Origin of the sequence: Pseudonocardia sp., assembly GCF_035305885.1 — a bacterium.
Classification (GTDB): Bacteria; Actinomycetota; Actinomycetes; order Mycobacteriales; family Pseudonocardiaceae; genus Pseudonocardia.
Window position 1 is genome coordinate 54400 of record NZ_DATGOP010000115.1, and the last position, 16832, is coordinate 71231.

The 16832-nt window shown below is 74.0% G+C and carries 14 protein-coding genes; 10 read left to right on the forward strand and 4 right to left on the reverse strand.

Going from position 1 to position 16832, the window contains the following annotated elements; genetic code table 11:
• Genes VKZ81_RS24860 through VKZ81_RS24870 form a run of 3 tightly spaced genes read left to right on the forward strand, consistent with a single transcriptional unit; the run spans position 1 to position 2822 of the window.
• Positions 1–975, forward strand: a complete 975-nt coding sequence (locus VKZ81_RS24860; protein ID WP_324244090.1) for an alpha-ketoacid dehydrogenase subunit beta — start codon at positions 1–3, stop codon at positions 973–975.
• Positions 976–979: 4 nt separating this feature from the next.
• Positions 980–2266: a dihydrolipoamide acetyltransferase family protein gene (locus VKZ81_RS24865; RefSeq protein WP_324244091.1), complete on the forward strand. Its 1287-nt coding sequence runs from the start codon at positions 980–982 to the stop codon at positions 2264–2266.
• Between the two features lie 55 nt (positions 2267–2321).
• Positions 2322–2822 carry an FxsA family protein gene (locus VKZ81_RS24870; protein ID WP_324244092.1) on the forward strand — a complete coding sequence of 167 codons (501 nt, stop codon included), beginning with the start codon at positions 2322–2324 and terminating at the stop codon, positions 2820–2822.
• 7 nt (positions 2823–2829) lie between these two features.
• Here VKZ81_RS24870 and VKZ81_RS24875 read toward each other — a convergent pair whose 3' ends face one another.
• A complete protein-coding gene (locus VKZ81_RS24875) occupies positions 2830–3435 on the reverse strand; it encodes an SIMPL domain-containing protein (RefSeq protein WP_324244093.1) in 606 nt (201 codons plus the stop codon).
• A gap of 75 nt (positions 3436–3510) precedes the next feature.
• On the opposite strand from VKZ81_RS24875, the gene VKZ81_RS24880 reads away from it, so the two are divergent.
• The 5 genes from VKZ81_RS24880 (at position 3511) to VKZ81_RS24900 (ending at position 9263) form a co-directional block, all read left to right on the forward strand.
• Positions 3511–4344, forward strand: coding sequence for a DUF1206 domain-containing protein (locus tag VKZ81_RS24880; RefSeq protein WP_324244094.1), 834 nt, complete (start codon positions 3511–3513; stop codon positions 4342–4344).
• Between the two features lie 257 nt (positions 4345–4601).
• On the forward strand, positions 4602–5822 hold the full coding sequence (locus tag VKZ81_RS24885; RefSeq protein WP_324244095.1) for an ATP-binding protein: 1221 nt from the start codon (positions 4602–4604) through the stop codon (positions 5820–5822).
• Between the two features lie 183 nt (positions 5823–6005).
• Complete coding sequence (locus tag VKZ81_RS24890) at positions 6006–6323, forward strand: GroES family chaperonin (RefSeq protein ID WP_324244096.1); 318 nt, start codon at positions 6006–6008, stop codon at positions 6321–6323.
• 48 nt (positions 6324–6371) lie between these two features.
• Entirely contained in the window at positions 6372–8738 is a 2367-nt protein-coding gene (locus tag VKZ81_RS24895; protein ID WP_324244097.1) for a VanW family protein, read from the forward strand.
• Positions 8739–8834: 96 nt separating this feature from the next.
• The gene (locus VKZ81_RS24900) at positions 8835–9263 is read left to right on the forward strand and encodes a CBS domain-containing protein (RefSeq protein ID WP_324244098.1); all 429 of its coding nucleotides are present in this window, start codon (positions 8835–8837) and stop codon (positions 9261–9263) included.
• 104 nt (positions 9264–9367) lie between these two features.
• On the opposite strand, the gene VKZ81_RS24905 is transcribed toward VKZ81_RS24900, so the two are convergent.
• Complete coding sequence (locus VKZ81_RS24905) at positions 9368–11212, reverse strand: acyl-CoA dehydrogenase (protein WP_324244099.1); 1845 nt, start codon at positions 11210–11212, stop codon at positions 9368–9370.
• Between the two features lie 207 nt (positions 11213–11419).
• On the opposite strand from VKZ81_RS24905, the gene VKZ81_RS24910 reads away from it, so the two are divergent.
• On the forward strand, positions 11420–12451 hold the full coding sequence (locus VKZ81_RS24910) for a peptidoglycan recognition protein family protein (protein WP_324244100.1): 1032 nt from the start codon (positions 11420–11422) through the stop codon (positions 12449–12451).
• Between the two features lie 9 nt (positions 12452–12460).
• Here VKZ81_RS24910 and VKZ81_RS24915 read toward each other — a convergent pair whose 3' ends face one another.
• Positions 12461–13279: a glucose-1-phosphate cytidylyltransferase gene (locus VKZ81_RS24915; protein ID WP_324244101.1), complete on the reverse strand. Its 819-nt coding sequence runs from the start codon at positions 13277–13279 to the stop codon at positions 12461–12463.
• A 92-nt stretch (positions 13280–13371) separates the two neighbouring features.
• Complete coding sequence (locus VKZ81_RS24920; protein ID WP_324244102.1) at positions 13372–14046, reverse strand: IspD/TarI family cytidylyltransferase; 675 nt, start codon at positions 14044–14046, stop codon at positions 13372–13374.
• Between the two features lie 115 nt (positions 14047–14161).
• Here VKZ81_RS24920 and VKZ81_RS24925 point away from each other — a divergent pair, with 115 nt between their 5' ends.
• Positions 14162–16825, forward strand: a complete 2664-nt coding sequence (locus tag VKZ81_RS24925) for a LuxR C-terminal-related transcriptional regulator (protein WP_324244103.1) — start codon at positions 14162–14164, stop codon at positions 16823–16825.
• Positions 16826–16832 lie beyond the last annotated feature (7 nt).

Consider the following 16832-nt stretch of genomic DNA (forward strand, 5'->3'; position numbering starts at 1 on the left):
ATGGCCACGATGACGATCGCCAAGGCCCTCAACAACGGCCTGCGCGCCGCGATGGAGCGCGACCCGAAGGTCATCGTGATGGGCGAGGACGTCGGCAAGCTCGGGGGCGTCTACCGCGTCACCGACGGGCTGCAGAAGGACTTCGGCGAGCAGCGCGTGCTCGACACCCCGCTCGCCGAGTCCGGGATCATCGGCACGGCCGTCGGCCTCGCGATACGCGGCTTCCGCCCGGTGTGCGAGATCCAGTTCGACGGGTTCGTCTTCCCCGGCTTCGACCAGATCGTCTCCCAGCTGGCCAAGCTGCACTACCGCTCGCAGGGCAAGGTGAAGGTGCCGGTGGTCGTGCGCATCCCGTTCGGCGGGGGCATCGGCGCGGTCGAGCACCACAGCGAGTCGCCCGAGTCGTACTTCGCGCACGCGGCCGGGCTGAAGGTCGTCGCCTGCTCGAACCCGTCCGACGCGTACTGGATGATCCAGCAGGCCATCGCCGCCGACGACCCGGTGATCTTCTTCGAGCCGAAGCGGCGGTACTGGGAGAAGGGCGAGGTCGACCCGGACGCCGACCCGCCGCCGCTGTTCGCGTCGCGCGTGGTGCGCCCCGGGCGCACGCTCACGGTCGCGGCCTACGGCCCGATGGTGAAGACCTGCCTCGACGCCGCGACCGCGGCCGAGGCCGACGGCCACGACCTCGAGGTGATCGACCTGCGCACGCTGTCCCCGCTCGACCTCGACCCGGTGCTGGAGTCGGTGCGCCGCACCGGCCACCTGGTCGTGGTCTCCGAGGCGCCGTCGGAGTCCTCGATCGCCTCCGAGATCGCCGCCCGGGTCCAGCAGGAGGCGTTCTACTCCCTGGAGGCGCCGGTGCTGCGGGTCACCGGGTTCGACACCCCGTACCCGCCGTCGAAGTGCGAGGAGGACTACCTCCCCGACCTCGACCGGGTGCTCGACGCCGTCGACCGATCGCTGGGCTGGTGAGGCCGTGACGATCCGCGAGTTCACCCTGCCCGACGTCGGTGAGGGGCTCACCGAGGCCGAGATCGTCAGCTGGCGGGTCCAGCCGGGCGACACCGTCGCGGTCAACCAGGTCATCTGCGAGATCGAGACGGCGAAGGCGGCCGTCGAGCTGCCGTCCCCGTGGGAGGGCACGGTCGGCAAGCTGCTCGTCGAGCCCGGGGTCACGGTCGAGGTCGGCACGCCGATCATCACGATCGACACCGGTGGTGGGGCGGCGGCGCAGGCCGACGACGAGGCCGTCCCCAACCTGGTGGGCTACGGCCCCCGCCAGGGCACCGCCACCCGCCGTCGCCGCAAGGGGGCGGCCCCGCCGCCGCAGCACGACGGCAGGCCCCAGCCCGCCCCGACGCAGCTCGCCCCGCCCGCGGAACCGGCGCCGGAGCCGGTGGGCGCCGTGCCCCTCGCCAAGCCGCCGGTGCGCAAGCTCGCCAAGGACCTCGGCGTCGACCTGCGCACCGTCCGCGGCACCGGCGAGGGCGGTGTGATCACGCGCGCCGACGTGGAGGCCGCGGCCGCGGCGGCGCGGGGTGCCGCGGCACCGGCGGCGAGCGCCGGCGGGGTGCGCAGGGAGCCGATCCGCGGCGTGCGCAAGGCGACCGCGGCAGCGGTCACGAGCAGCGCGTTCACCGCGCCGCACGTCACCGAGTTCCTCGCGGTCGACGTCACGGCCACGATGGAGCTGCGGGACCGGCTGCGCGCCACCCGCGAGTACGCCGACGTGAAGCTCACGCCGCTCGCGTTCGTGGCGAAGGCGGTGTGCCTCGCCGCGAAGCGCACGCCCGAGGTCAACGCGTCGTGGGACGAGGCCGCAGGCGAGATCGTCTACTACGACCGGGTGCACCTCGGGATCGCCGCGGCCACGCCGCGCGGACTGATCGTGCCGAAGATCCGCGACGCCGACACGCTCTCGCTGCGGGAGCTGGCGGTGGCGCTGAACGAGCTCACCGAGACCGCGCGGGCGGGCCGGACGCCGCCCACCGACCTGGTCGGGGGCACGTTCACGATCACGAACGTCGGCGTGTTCGGCGTGGACACCGGTACCCCGATCCTCAACCCCGGGGAGTCGGCGATCCTCGCCGTCGGGGCCATCAAGCCGTCGCCGTGGGTGGTGGACGGCGAGCTGGCGGTGCGCACGGTGTGCCAGCTCGCGCTGTCGTTCGACCACCGGCTCGTCGACGGCGAGCAGGGGTCCCGGTTCCTCGCCGACGTCGGCGCGCTGCTGACCGACCCGGGCCTCGCTCTCACGTGGTGACCGACTCGTAACCGGTTGCGGGAGCACGAACGCCGTCTCGCGCGTTGAGCGGGGTATGGCGTTCGTGCTCCTGTACCTCGTGGTCGAGATCGTCGCGCTCGTCGCGCTCGGGTCGGCGATCGGTCTGGCCTGGACGCTGCTCGTGCTGCTGGCCGGCTCGGTCGTCGGCCTGTGGCTCGCGCGCAGGGAGGGGGTGCGGGCCGCTCAGGCCCTCGCGGACGCCGTGAGCAACCGCCGCGTGCCCACCAACGAGGTCACCGACGGGATGCTCGTCGCCCTGGCCGGTGTGCTGCTGTTCGTGCCCGGCCTGGTCACCGACCTCGCCGGCCTGCTGCTGGTGCTGCCGCCCACCCGCGCGCTGGTGCGCCGCAGGCTGGTGCGCGCCGCCGAGGAGCGCTCCCCCGACCTGCGGTCGGCGCGGATCCGCTCCCAGGCGCCGGTGGTCGACGGGGAGGTCGTCGAGGGCGACGTCCACTCCGGCGGGGACGACCCCGACGCCCCGCGCCCGGACCGGCTGGTGATCGAGGGCACGGTCGTGCCCGGCGACCAGCGCTGACCGGGCGTCAGAGCAGGGCCCAGGTGGTGGTGCACCGGGCCGTCACGCGCACCGGCTCCGGCTCCAGGCCGAGCGCGCGCACGTCGGGGCCGCCGCCGGCCTCGGCCGCCGCCATCCGGTAGGCCACCGGCGAGGCGTGCTCGGGCGCCTCCGACAGCTTCAACAGCGGGCCGAGCGTGCCTCCGAGCGCGTCGGCGTAGCCCTCGGCGCGGGCGCGCGCGTCGGCCACCGCCCGCTTCTGCGCCTCGCGGAGCGCCGCCGCCGGGTCCGCGAGCACCCAGGTCGGGCCGTGCAGGCCGGTGGGCTCGGCGCCGACCAGCGCCGAGAGGACCGCGTCCAGCTCGGCGACGTCGGTGACCAGCAGCGCGATGTCCTCGCCCGCGCGGCAGCCGACCACCCGGTTGCCCCGCCACTCGTTGTGCACCCGCATCCGACGGTGGCGCACCTGCAGCCCGGGCCGGGTCAGCGCGGGTTCGGCGGCCGCCACCCGGTTGCCGAGATCGCGGACGGCGTCGGAGCGCGTGCGGGCCACGGCCGTGAAGCTCACCTCGAGCTCGGCCCGGTCGCCCGGCTGCTCGTACCAGCCGCTCCCCTCGGTCACGATCTCGGTCACAATGCGAGTCAACCAGATCGCGGGGTATCGGCTCCTCTAGAGCGCACCCGATACGGCCGCATACGGAGGGATGGGATGGTACGACCCCTCGTGCGGCTGCGTCGGCTCGTGAAGGAGGGGCGCTCCGACGCTCCGGGGCGCGTGGTCGACGCGCTGGGCCGCATCGGGCTCGTCGGCTATGGGGTGGTGCACCTCGTGGTCGCCTGGCTCGCCCTGCAGGTGGCGTTCGGCCAGCCCGACGCCCCGCCGGACGCGGAGGGGGCCGTGGGGACGATCGCCCGCACACCCGGCGGCGTCCTCGCGCTGGTGGTCGCCGCGCTCGGCCTGCTCGCCTTCGCGGTCTGGCAGGTGAGCGCCGCCGCCGTCGGGTTTCGCTGGGTGTCGGGCAACGAGCGGGTGCGCAAGCGCGTGGGCGCGGTCGCGAAGGCGATCGCGATGACGAGCCTCGCGCTGGTCGTCGTCAACTACCTGGCCGGCATGCGCTCGTCCGGGAACACCACCGCGCAGCAGGCGGCCGCGGGGGTGCTGGCGCTGCCCGCGGGCCGGGCCCTGCTCGGGCTCGCCGCGATCGTGGTCCTGTCGATCGCCGTCGCGATGACCTACACCGGGGTGCGCCGCACGTTCATGGGCGACCTCGACGTCGGCAGGCTCTCCCCCGGTGTGAAGCACGCGATCGAGGTGGTGGGGGTGGTCGGCCACCTCGCCCGCGCGTTCGCGCTCGGGGTCGTCGGGGTGCTCGCGGGCGCCGCCGCGCTGTACGCCGACCCGGCGCAGGCCGGCGGGCTGGACGCGGCGCTGCGCGCGCTCGGCAGCACGGTGGCGGGGGCGTGGCTGCTCGGCACCGTGGCGGCGGGGTTCGCGGCGTTCGGGCTGTTCTGCCTGGCCGACGCCGCTACCCGGCGCGCCTGATCGCGATCCATCGGCCCGTCTAGCGCGAACCCTAGATCCGGGTAGACGGGCCGATGCGGGTCCGATCGCCGTCCATCGCCCGATCTAGTGCCGGTCCTAGATCGGGGTAGACGGGGCGATCCGGCCGCCCCATGGCGTTCCATCGGCTCGTCTAGCCCCGGGGCTAGATCCCGGTAGACGCGGCGATCGGCGACACGCCATCTCCTTCGATAACGGCTTCTACGGCTCCGGCAAGATTCGCCGATACCGTCCGAGGCGTGGACCCCGTGCGCAACCCGTTCGCGCCCGGCGCGGGCCAGCGGCCCCCCGAGCTCGCCGGGCGCGACAAGGAGCTCGACGCCTTCGAGATCGTGCTGGAGCGGGTCTCCCGCGGCAGGCCGGAGCGCAGCCTCGTCCTCACCGGGCTGCGCGGGGTGGGCAAGACCGTGCTGCTCGGGGAGCTGCGGTCGATGGCCATGCGGGCCGGGTGGGGTGCCGGCAAGATCGAGGCGCGCCCGGACGCCGACCTGCGCCGCCCGCTGTCCGCCGCCCTGCACCGCGCGATCCGCGACCTCGCCGTGCGCCACCGGGAGCCGGACCGGCCGGGCGGCCCGACGCTCGACCCGGACCGCGTCGACGAGGTCCTCGGGGTGCTCAAGGCGTTCGCGATGCGCGCGGCGCCCGACGGCGCGAAGCTGCGCGACCGCTGGCAGCCGGGCATCGACGTCGCCGTGACCCACGGCCGGGCCGACTCCGGCGACATCGAGATCGACCTCGTCGAACTGTTCACCGAGGTGGCGGGCCTCGCTCAGGAGGTCGAGGCCGGCGTCGCCGTCCTCATCGACGAGATGCAGGACCTACGCGCAGAGGACGTGTCGGCGCTGTGCGCCGCGTGCCACGAGCTGTCGCAGTCGCGCGCGCCGCTCGTGGTGGTCGGCGCGGGCCTGCCGCACCTGCCCGCCGTGCTCTCGGCCTCGAAGTCCTACTCCGAGCGGCTGTTCAAGTACGCGCGCATCGACAAGCTCGACCGCAAGGACGCCGACTTCGCGCTGCTCGCGCCGGCGGAGCGGGAGGACGCCACGTTCGACACCGAGGCGCTCGACGCGCTGTACGAGGCCTCCGGCGGCTACCCCTACTTCGTGCAGGCCTACGGGAAGGCCGCCTGGGACGCCGCCCCGCGCAGCCCCATCAGCGCGCCCGACGTGAAGCTGGCCGCCCCCGAGGCGGAGAGCGAGCTCGCCGTCGGCTTCTTCGGCTCCCGCTACGAGCGCGCCACCCCCGCGGAGCGGGAGTACCTGCGCGCGATGGCCGAGCTGTCGGAGGGGCGCGACGAGCCGGTCGGCACCGCCGCGATCGCCGAGCACCTCGGCCGCAAGGCCTCGTCGCTCTCCCCCGCCCGCGACAGCCTGCTGAAGAAGGGGCTGGTCTACTCGGCCCAGCGGGGGCAGATCGCGTTCACCGTGCCGCACTTCGGCCGGTACCTGCTCACCCAGCCTTGACCGCTACTCCGAACGGGTGAAAGCCGGCTCGAAGACGGCGAGGAGTAACGGTCGGGGCCCTATGTCCGATTCCAGGTACAGCCCCGCGGCGCTGTCGGACCCCCGACCTGACAGCACCGCGGGGCTTTCCGGATCTTCGGGCCGGTCAGAGGCCTGTCCGGCGCCCCTCGTAGCATCGTTGCGATGGAAGACGCCAAGCTCGAGATCCAGATGCTGCACGACCGGATCCTCGTGAAGCCGGACTCGGCCGGGGAGCGGCGTAGCGGTGCCGGCATCGTCATCCCGGCAACCGCTGAGGTCGCCAGGCGTCTTATCTGGGGGGAGGTGCTCGGCACGGGAGCACACGTCCGCACCGTGAAAGTGGGTGACCGGGTCCTGTTCGCGCGCGACGACCAGTACGAGGTCGACGTGCAGGGCAACACGTACCTGGTCCTGCGGGAGCGGGAAGTGCACGCCGTCGCGACCGAGCGCACAGAACACGGTACGGGCTTGTACCTGTGACGGTCCGGGCTCCCGCCCGGTCCGATGGTTGAGGGGAAACGGACTTTCATGCCCGAGCGGCAGTCATCGCCCGGGGAGGCGACGGCTTCTTCGGAGCCGGAGAGCACCTCGAACGTGCGCGACGCGGGGGGCGTCGAGCACGCTGCGACACCGGACGCGAAGCCCGAGGGCGCGCGGCCTGCACCCGCGCCGCGCCCGTCGCCCCGGCCCGCAGCGCCGCCCGCTCCCGCACCCGAGGGGGACGAGAACCCGACCGTCCGGACGGTCACCGGGCGGGCGCCGTCCGCGCGGGGTGCGAACGGAGAGCACGCGAACGGTCACGCCGCCAACGGTCACGCCGCGGGCGGTCACGCCGCCAACGGTCACGCCGCGGGCGAGGCCGCCACGGTCCGGGTCGCGGCCCACCGCCCCGGCGGGTCGCCGCACCCCCACGCCGAACCGCCCGAGCCGCCGGGACGGCGCCCCGCGCCCCCGGCGGGCGAGCAGCGCCCCGGGGAGGCGGCCACGGTCGTCGTGCCGGCCGCCGCGCCCGGTGCGGCGCCGCGCGGCGCCGACGGCGCCACGCAGATGCTGCCGCGCACCCCGGCGCCGCCGTTCGCCGCCGACGAGCCCGCCACCGAGCGGATCGAGCGGATCCCGCCCGTGGCGCAGCGAGGCCCGCTGCCGCCGCCCGAGATGCCCACCCAGGTCGACCTCGGCCCGCCCGACGGGCCCGGCGGGCCGGGCGGCACGGACGGGGACAAGGGCCCCCGGCGGGGGCGCAAGCGCGTGCTGGTGCTCTCGGCCGTCGTCGCGGCGCTCGGCCTGCTCTACGGCGCCGACCTGCTGCTGGGCTCCGGCACGATGCCGCGCGGGGTCACGGTCGCCGGGATCGGCGTCGGGGGGTTGTCCCGGGAGGACGCCGAGACCAAGCTGCGGGCCGAGATCGGCGCGCGCACCAGCGGCCCGATCCCGGTCACCGTCGGCGACGTGCGCGGCGAGATCGACCCCGCCGCCGCCGGCCTGTCCGTCGACTGGCCGAGCACGATGGACCGGGCCGGTTCCCAGCCGCTGAACCCGATCACGCGCATCACGTCCTTCTTCAGCGAGCGCGAGGTCGGCGTGGTCACGATCGCGGAGCCCGACGCCCTCGCGGGCGCGCTCGAGCAGCTCGGGCCCGTCGTCGACCGGGAGCCGTCCGAGGGGACGGTGCGGTTCGAGGGCACCGAGCCGCAGCCGGTGGAGCCGCGGCCCGGCCAGCGGCTGGACGTGCCCGCCGCGGGCGAGGTCCTGAAGCGGGAGTGGGCCAACGGCGAGGTCGTGGCGCTCCCGATCGCGGAGCTGCCGCCCACCACCACCTCCGAGGACGTCACCGCCGCCATCGAGCAGGTGGCCCGGCCCGCCGTCGCCGCGCCGATCACGGTCATCGGCGAGGACGACGTGCGGGGCACGGTCGACCCGGAGGTCATCGCCGCGGCGCTGAGCTTCGAGGCCGAGAACGGCGCGCTGGCGCCGAAGCTGAACCAGCAGGTCATCCAGGACGCGCTCGCGCCGCAGATGGCCGACTCGGAGGAGCCGGCTCGCGACGCAACCTTCGACTTCTCCGGCGGTCGCGCCGTCGTCGTCCCGTCCAAGGACGGCCGCGGCGTCGACTACGAGGCCACCGTCGCCGCGCTCGTCGAGGTGCTGGGCAGGCCCGCGCCGCGCGAGGTCACCGCGGTCTACGCCGACAAGCCGGCGGAGGTCACCACCGAGGAGCTCGAGGCGCTGGGCAACCCGGAGGTCATCGGCGAGTTCACCACCGGTGGTTTCGCCCCCGACTCCGGCATCAACATCCGCCGGGCCGCCGAGCTGATCAACGGGACCGTGGTGCAGCCGGGTGAGGTGTTCAGCCTGGACAAGGCCACCGGCCCGCGCACCGCGGCGAACGGGTACGTCGAGGCGGGCGTGATCGACAACGGGCGGGCGTCCCGTGGTATCGCGGGCGGCGCGTCGCAGGTGTCCACCACGCTGTACAACGCCGCGTACTTCGCCGGGATGACCCTGCTCGAGCACAAGGCGCACAGCTACTACATCAGCCGGTACCCGGCGGGCCGCGAGGCGACGATCGCCACCGGCGCCATCGACAACAAGTTCCGCAACGACAACCCGACGCCGATCATGATCCGCACGCGGTGGACCCCGACGTCGGTCACCGTGCAGATCTACGGCCAGCGCCGTTACGAGGTCACCGGCGAGTTCGGGCCGCGCACCAACCCGACGCAGCCGCACACGGTGACGATCCCGGCGGGCGAGGACTGCCACCCCAGCAACGGGTCACCCGGGTTCACGATCACCGACACCCGGACCCGGCGCGACATCCAGACGGGTGAGGTCACGAAGGAGACCTTCGTGACGAAGTACAACCCGGCGCCACGCGTGGTTTGCGAGGATTAGTCCCTTACGGGCTCACCTGCGTCGGGGGTTCCGGAACCGGGACCGCAGTTCGTACCCTCGATTCGTCAAGGGCGACGAGATCGGGGGTCGGTGCTGATGCGGATCGCGGACGTACTGCGCAAGAAGGGCACCTCCGTGGCGACGGTGGGGCCCGATGCCACGGTCACCGAGCTCCTGGCCGAGCTCGCCGAGCACAACGTGGGCGCGCTGCCGGTCGTCGAGAACGACCGGATCATCGGCATCGTCTCCGAGCGCGACGTGGTGCGCCGCCTCCACGCGGGCGGGGCGGCGCTGCTCGAGGCCAAGGTCCGCGACATCATGACCACCGAGGTCACCACGTGCAGCCCCGGCGACGACGTCGGCGACCTCGCCGCGGTCATGACCTCCCGCCGCTTCCGCCACCTCCCGGTCGTCGTCGACGGCAAGCTCGCCGGCATCGTCAGCATCGGCGACCTGGTGAAGGCGCGCATCGACCTGCTGGAGTCCGAGCGCGCCCAGCTCCAGAGCTACATCGCGGGCACGTGACGCTCGGCCCTGCAGCCGGGTTGCCAGCCGGGTTGCCGTTGCGACGAACGGCGCGTTCGTCGCAACCTGTGCGACCAACGCGCCGTTCGTCGGAACAGAGCGGATCAGAACGCGGCTTCCGGCAGCTCCATCAGGCTGTTGTCGGTGGCCTCCACGATCGCGCGCTGGGCGCTCAGCTGCGGCAGCACCGTCTTGGCGAAGAAGCGGGCCGCGCCGACCTTGCCCTCGTAGAAGGGCACGTCGCGCGGTGACGGCTCGCCGCCGAGCGCGGTGAGCGCCACGTCGGCCTGGCGCAGCAGGAGCCAGCCGATCAGCAGGTCGCCCACCGCCATGAGCAGCCGGACGGTGTTCTGCCCGACCTTGTAGAGGTTCTTCGGGTCCTCGCCCGAGGCCATCAGGAAGCCGGTGATCGTGCCGAGCATGCCCTGCACGTCGGCGAGCGCCGTGGCGAGCAGGGCCCGCTCCTCCTTGAGACGCCCGTTGCCCGACTCCGAGTCGAGGAACGCCTTGATCTCGCCCGCCACGTGCCCGATCGCCTGGCCGTTGTCGCGGACGATCTTGCGGAACAGGAAGTCCATCGACTGGATGGCCGTGGTGCCCTCGTACAACGAGTCGATCTTCGCGTCGCGGATGTACTGCTCGATCGGGTAGTCCTGCAGGTAGCCGGACCCGCCGAGGGTCTGCAGCGACAGCAGCAGCTGCTCCGAGGCGCGTTCGGAGCCCACGCCCTTGACGATCGGCAGCAGCAGGTCGTTCACGCGCTCGGCGAGCGAGGTGTCGGCGCCGGTGGCCTCGCCGATCCGGACCTCGTCCTGGAACGTCGCGGCGTAGGTGTAGAGCGCGCGCAGCCCCTCGGCGTACGCCTTCTGCATCATGAGCATCCGGCGCACGTCGGGGTGGTGGGTGATCGTCACGCGCGGGGCGGTCTTGTCGGTCTGGCGGGTGAGGTCCGGCCCCTGCACGCGCTCCTTGGCGTACTCGAGCGCGGCGAGGTAGCCCGCCGAGAGCGTGGCGATGGCCTTGGTGCCCACCATCATCCGGGCGTACTCGATGACCTGGAACATCTGAGCGATGCCGTCGTGCACGTCGCCGAGCAGCCAGCCGACGGCGGGGACGCCGTGCTGGCCGAACGTGAGCTCGCATGTCGTCGAGGCCTTGAGCCCCATCTTGTGCTCGACGTTCGTGACGAAGGCGCCGTTGCGCTCGCCCAGCTCCCCGGTCTCGGGGTCGAAGTGGAACTTCGGCACGAGGAACAGCGACAGGCCCTTGGTGCCCGGCTTCGGCTCGATGCCCGGTCCCTCGGGGCGGGCCAGGACCAGGTGCATGATGTTCTCGGCGAGGTCGTGCTCGGCCGAGGTGATGAAGCGCTTGACGCCCTCGATGTGCCAGGTGCCGTCGGGCTGCAGCACGGCCTTGGTGCGGCCCGCGCCGACGTCGGACCCGGCGTCGGGCTCGGTGAGCACCATCGTGGCGCCCCACCCGCGCTCGATCATGATCTCGGCCCAGCGCTTCTGCTGCGGCGTGCCGTTGCGGTGCACGACGGACGCGAAGTTGGGGCCCGCCATGTACATGAAGACGGCCGGGTTGGAGCCGAGGATGAGCTCGGACGCGGCCCAGTGCACCGTGGGCGGGATGCCGTAGCCGCCGAGCTCGGCGGGCAGGGACAGCCGCCACCACTCGCCGTCCCACAGCGCGCGGTAGCTGTCCTTGAGCGACTGCGGCAGCGTCACGGAGTGGGTTTCGGGGTCGAAGACCGGCGGATTGCGGTCGGCGTCGACGAACGACTCCGCGAGCGGCCCCGTGGCCACGGCGTTCAGCTCGGTGAGCACGCCGCGCACCGTGTCGGCGTCGACGGCCTCGAAGGGAGCAGAGCCCAGCCGGTCCTGCACCCGGAAGACCTCGAAGAGGTTGAACTCGAGGTCCCGCAGGTTGCTCCTGAAGTGGCCCATCTGCATCGCTCCTCGGCGGGTGGAACGGCCTACTCGTCGGTAACCAAGAGCGTATTACTCATCGGTAACCTCGGCAAGCCGCCCGCCGACCGCCCTCCTGCGGCACCCCGACCGGGCGATCACACCTTCGGGCAGCGCCGTTGTCCGGGGCGTTTGCATCGCGCATCGTTCGGAGATCAACGGGTCGACGACGATGGGAGGGCGAGGGTGTGGGGTCCGGGGCCGTCCCGCCGCAGCGTCCTCCTCGGCGGCCTCGTCCTCACCGGCGCCGCGGGCGGGCTGGTCCGGCCGTCGCAGGCGTGGGCGAGCGGGTCGGTCGCCGCCCCGCCGATCATCGACTGTGCCGGGTGGGGGGCGCGCCCGCCCACGCGCGCCGTCCCCGTGTGGAACCACCGGCCGGTGCGGATCATCGTCCACCACACGGCGACGGCGAACGTCGGGGATCTGAGCCGGGGCGCCGCCGAGGCCGTCGCGCGGTTGATCCAGAACTTCCACGTGGACCGGCGCGGCTGGATCGACACCGGGCAGAACTTCACGATCAGCCGCGGCGGCCACGTGCTGGAGGGCAGGCACCGCAGCCTGGAGGTGCTGCGCGCGGGCGACCGGCACGTCGAGGGCGCGCACTGCACCGGGCAGAACGTCTCGGCGGTGGGGATCGAGAACGAGGGCACCTACACCGCGCTCGCGCCGCCGGAGCGGCTGTGGGACCGGCTGCGGGCGATGTGCGCGTACGTCTGCCGGCAGTACGGGATCGCGCCGACCGAGATCGTCGGGCACCGCGACTTCAAGGACACGCTCTGCCCGGGCGACGCGTTCTACGCGATGCTGCCGCGGCTGCGCACCGAGGTGGCGGACCTGCTCGGTACGCCGCTGTCGGACCGGGCGGCCCGGCGCGCGTCGTGGCCGCTGCTGCGACCCGACAGCGCGGGGCCCGCGGTGGAGGCGGCGCAGCACCTGCTGCGCGCCGTGGGGTTCGTCGACGTCGAGGCGACCGGCCGCTTCGACGAGCGCACCGGCGCGGCGGTGCGCCGCTACCAGCAGGCCAACCGCACCGAGGAGGTCAACGGGCTCGTCGGGGGCGAGACGTGGCCCCTGCTGGTGTCCGCGCACGACGCGGACCAGCAGGAGGTCGCGCTCGCCCTGCGGGCCATCACGCCCGGCGGGGCCGTCCGCGCGTCGGCCCTGCCCGGCGTCGACGAGTGGAAGCGCCTCCTGAGCGCCGCCGCGCAGCGCCCGTGAGGCGGGCCGTCACCAGGTGGTGCGGCCGTCGTCCTCCCAGACCTTCCAGGGCGCGTCGCCGGAGGCCCAGAGGGCGTTGAGCGCCTGGTAGTCCTTGTAGGTGTCCATGGCGGCCCAGAAGCCCTCGTGCTTGTTCACGGTGAGCTGCTTGTCGCGGGCCAGCCGCTGCAGCGGCTCCGCCTCGAGGAACAGGTCCTCGGAGTCGTCGAGGTAGTCGTCGAGGAACGAGCGCTCGAACACGAAGTACCCGCCGCTCACCCAGCCGGTGACCTGCGTGGGCTTCTCGTTGAACTCCGCGACGAGGTTGCCCTCGACGTTCATCTCGCCGAACTTCGACGTGGGGTGCACGCCGGTGACGGTGCCGATGCGGCCGCCGTCGGCGTGGACCTTCACGAGGTTGTTGATGTCCACGGCGCTGACCCCGTCGCCGTAGGTCATCATGAACTGCGGCGTGTCGATGTAGTGGCGGATGCGGCGCAGCCGCGCGCCGGTGCCCGCCTCGAGACCGGTCTCAGCGAAGGTGATCTCCCAGTCCTCGTCCGCGACGGCGTTGTGGAACCTCGGCTCGTGGTCACCGTTGGACAGCGTGAGCGTGAAGTCCGACATGTGGGCCCGGTAGTCGAGGAAGAACTGCTTGATCTTCCAGCCCTTGTAGCCGAGGCAGAGGATGAAGCGCCGGTACCCGTAGTGGCTGTACAGCTTCATGATGTGCCACAGGATCGGGCGTCCGCCGATGTCGACCATGGCCTTCGGCAGCCGCTCGCTCACCTCTCGGATACGGGTGCCCTGTCCGCCGCACAGGATGACAACGGGAGTGTCGTGGTCCATCAGGAAGCGTGTCCCTCCGGTGTCGGGAGCTGGTCGTGGTGGTCGGTTCGGAAGACCGGTCGCTCGATCATCTGTCGTAGTCCAGGCCGGGCTCAGGGGCAAATCCCGGTATCGGCCAGACGTTCTGCTATCGCGAGCTCGCGCGGAGTCGTGACATGGACGTTGCCCACGTCACCCGCAACGGTGACGACCCGGTAGCCGCGCTCGACCAGAAGCCCCGAGTTCTCGACGGGCCGCGGCCGGTCGGCGTGCACGGCGCGGAGCACGTCGGCGCGGAACGCCTGCGGGGTCTGGGTGAGCACGAGGTCGTCCTTCGGCAGGGTCTCGACGACCCGGCCGTCCCGGACCCGCTGCACGACCTCGAGGATCGGGATCACCGGCACGGCGCCGTCCGCCCCGCCGCGCACCCGCTCGATCACGGCGGAGAACAGCGCGTCGCTCGCGAGGGGGTGGGCCGGGTCGGCCACGACGATGATCTCCGCGTCGGCAGGCACCTCCGCGAGGCCGGCGCGCAGCGACTCGGACTGGTGGTCCCCGCCCTCGGCGACCGCGTCGACCGGCTCCCCGGTCCAGTCGCGGCCGGGTGGCAGCACGAGGACGACGCCGTCGCACGCGCGCCGCGCGGCCGCGACCGTGCGCGCGACCATCGGCACGCCGCCGATGCGCTCGAACTGCTTCGCCCGCTCGCCGAACCGTCGGGACACCCCGCCGGCCAGCACGATCGCCCAGGTGGTGCCCATCAACCCCCGCTCCGCTGTGGCGGCCATGACCGGTGCCGGTCGTCGGTGATCGTGCCACTCACCTGATCGAGGGTGACCGCTGGGCCGACCCCCGGCGCCGCCGGGCGCCGTTCGACAGACCCCTCTGAGTAATCTCCGATCAGTGTCGACGCGTACCCAACCGGTGCCGCGGGCGCCGGAGAGGCTGCTCGCGGGGTCGCCCGCGGCGCGTCGGCTCGTGCACGAAGCGGCCGCGCGCGCTGCGTCCACGCGCCGGGTGGACGTGATCGGTCCGGGTGGGCACGGCAAGACCGTCCTGCTCGACGCGCTCGCCGCGGCGTTCGGGGCGGCGGGCCTCACCGTCCACCGCGACGTCGCCGATGTCGGCGAGCTGGGCGACGACGACGCCCTCCTGATCGACGACGCCCACCTGCTCCCCTCGGACGTGCTGGAACGCGTGGCGGAGCTCGCCGCCGCGCCCGGCGGCCACCTGGTGGTGGCGCACCGGCCGTGGCCGCGGCCGCCCGGCACCGCTGCGCTCGGCAGCGCCCTCGCGGCCACCCGCCCGCCGGTGGTGCTGGAGGCGCTCGACCGCACCGGGGTCGCGGCACGGGCCGCGTTGCTGCTGGGCGGCGACGACCCGCCCGCCGAGCTCGTGGACCACGTGTTCGAACAGACCGCGGGGCTGCCCGGCCTCGTCGACCGGCTCCTCGCCGCCCTCGCGGAGCGGGCGGGCCCCGGCTGCGCCCGCGGCGTGCCGCTGCCCACCGACCCGCCGGCCGGCCTGCTGGTGCAGCTCGGCTACCTGGTGCAGCGCCTCGGCGACGGGGTGGGCGGCCTGCTGCTCGCGCGGGCGCTCGGCGCCCCGCTGGAGTCGGAGGTGCTCGTCCCGCTGCTGGGGTTGCCCCCCGACGTCGGCGCGGCGCAGCTCGACGAGCTGCTGGAGGCCGCGCGGGCGGCCGGGATGCTCACCCGCGACGGGAGGGCCGTCCCGCTCGTCTCGGCGGCCGTGCTGGAGCGCACCCCGCAGGCGTCCCGGGTGGAGCTGCGGCGCACCCTCGCCGAGATCGAGCTCGAGCGCGGCGGCAACGTGCTCGCGGCCGCCCGCGGCCTGCTCGGCACCGGCGCGAGCGGCTCGACGGTGGCCGAGGTGTTCACCACGGCGGCCGAGGAGGCGCTGCGCACCGGGGCGCCCGTCGCGGGCGAGCTGTTCGACGCGGCGGTGCGCGCCGGCGGTCCCGCCCTCGACCTCGCGGCGGGCCGCGCCGAGGCGGCGGTGCTCACCGGCGACCTCGACCTCGCGCTCACCCAGGCCGACCAGGTGCTGTCGGAGCCGGACCGGGTGCCGCCCGCCGAGGCCGTGCGGGCGGGCACCGTGGCGGCGGCCGTGCTCGCCCACCGGGGGCTGCTCGGCCGCAGCGCCGACGTGTACCGGTGGATGAACACCGCGCTCGAACCGGCCATGGGCACCACCGCGGTGCTCGCCGTGCCTGCGCTGATCGGCACCGGCGCGCTCGACGAGGCGGGCAAGATGCTGCAGGCGCCGTCCGCGGCGAGCGGCGTGCGCCCGCCCACGCTGCTGGCCGGGGCCGAGGAGCTCATGGCCCAGGGCGTCTACGACTCGGTCGCGGGCTCGCCCACGGCGGCGCTCTCGCAGCTCACGCGGGCGGCGTCGCTGCTGGAGGCCTCCCAGCGGGCGGCCTTGCTGCCCGACACCCCGGCCGCGCTCGCGGCGCTGGTCGCCGTGCACTGCGGCGAGCTGGACGTGGCGCAGTCGGTGCTGGAGCGCGCCCTGAGGGTCGGGCTCGGCGGGCGGGGCGCGGTCACCCGCCACCGGCTGCTGCTCGGCTGGATCGCGCTGTTCCGCGGGGCCACGGGCGCGGCCCGCTCGGCCCTGTCGCTCGCGTCGCCGCCGGGGGCCGAGCTGGAGCCGCGCGACGAGCTGCTCGCCGCCGCCCTCGAGGTGGCGCTGGCCCGCCGGGCGGGCGACCTCGCCGTGCTCATGACGGCGTGGGGCCGGGCGCGCGAGGCGATCGTGCGGCACCCGGTGGACCTTTTCGTGCTGCAGCAGCTCGGCGAGCTGTGGGTGGCCGCCACCCGCCTGCGGGAGTCGAGCTGGATCCGGCCGCACCTCGACGAGGCCACCGACCTGCTGTCCCGGCTCGGCGACCCGGCGCTCTGGGCGGCGCCGCTGCACTGGTCGGGCCTGCAGGCCGCCATCCTGTCCGAGGACCGCGAGTCCGCGCGGCGGCACGCCGAGGCCCTGGAGGCCGCCGCGGACGGCAGCCGGTACGCGGCCGCGATGGCCGCCGCCGCCGAGCACTGGGTGCGGTTGCTCGATTCGGAGGTCGACCCGGCGGGCGTGGAGGCGGCCGCCCGGGGCCTGCACGCGGTCGGGATGGCGTGGGAGGGCGGCAAGCTCGCCGGCCAGGCGGCGATCCGCACCCACGACCGCAAGGCGATGACGGCCCTGCTCGGGTGCGCCCGCGCGCTGCAGAGCACCGGCCCGGCCGCGCGCACCGTCGCGGTGGAGACCGACCCGGAGGCCGAGCAGCGCCCGAAGCCCGCGCCGAAACCGGAGGCCGAACCCGCGCCGGACCCGACGGCCGACGGTGCCGACGGCCCGCTGAGCGACCGCGAGCGGGAGGTGGCCCAGCTCGTGCTGGAGGGCCTCACCTACCGGCAGATCGGGGAGCGCCTGTTCATCTCGGCGAAGACCGTCGAGCACCACGTCGCGCGGATGCGCCAGCGGCTCGGCTCGGGCAGCCGCGGCGAGCTGTTCGCCCACCTGCGCCAGATCGTCGGGCCGGGCACCTCCGAGGCCTGACGCCCGC

Bases quoted from the DNA above. Each gene is read 5' to 3' on its own strand.
- VKZ81_RS24860 (WP_324244090.1), top strand. From the start codon at position 1: ATGGCCACGATGACGATCGCCAAGGCCCTCAACAACGGCCTGCGCGCC.
- VKZ81_RS24870 (WP_324244092.1), top strand. From the start codon at position 2,322: ATGGCGTTCGTGCTCCTGTACCTCGTGGTCGAGATCGTCGCGCTCGTC.
- VKZ81_RS24880 (WP_324244094.1), top strand. From the start codon at position 3,511: ATGGTACGACCCCTCGTGCGGCTGCGTCGGCTCGTGAAGGAGGGGCGC.
- VKZ81_RS24890 (WP_324244096.1), top strand. From the start codon at position 6,006: ATGGAAGACGCCAAGCTCGAGATCCAGATGCTGCACGACCGGATCCTC.
- VKZ81_RS24895 (WP_324244097.1), top strand. From the start codon at position 6,372: ATGCCCGAGCGGCAGTCATCGCCCGGGGAGGCGACGGCTTCTTCGGAG.
- VKZ81_RS24900 (WP_324244098.1), top strand. From the start codon at position 8,835: ATGCGGATCGCGGACGTACTGCGCAAGAAGGGCACCTCCGTGGCGACG.
- VKZ81_RS24905 (WP_324244099.1), bottom strand. From the start codon at position 11,212: ATGGGCCACTTCAGGAGCAACCTGCGGGACCTCGAGTTCAACCTCTTC.
- VKZ81_RS24915 (WP_324244101.1), bottom strand. From the start codon at position 13,279: ATGGACCACGACACTCCCGTTGTCATCCTGTGCGGCGGACAGGGCACC.
- VKZ81_RS24920 (WP_324244102.1), bottom strand. From the start codon at position 14,046: ATGGCCGCCACAGCGGAGCGGGGGTTGATGGGCACCACCTGGGCGATC.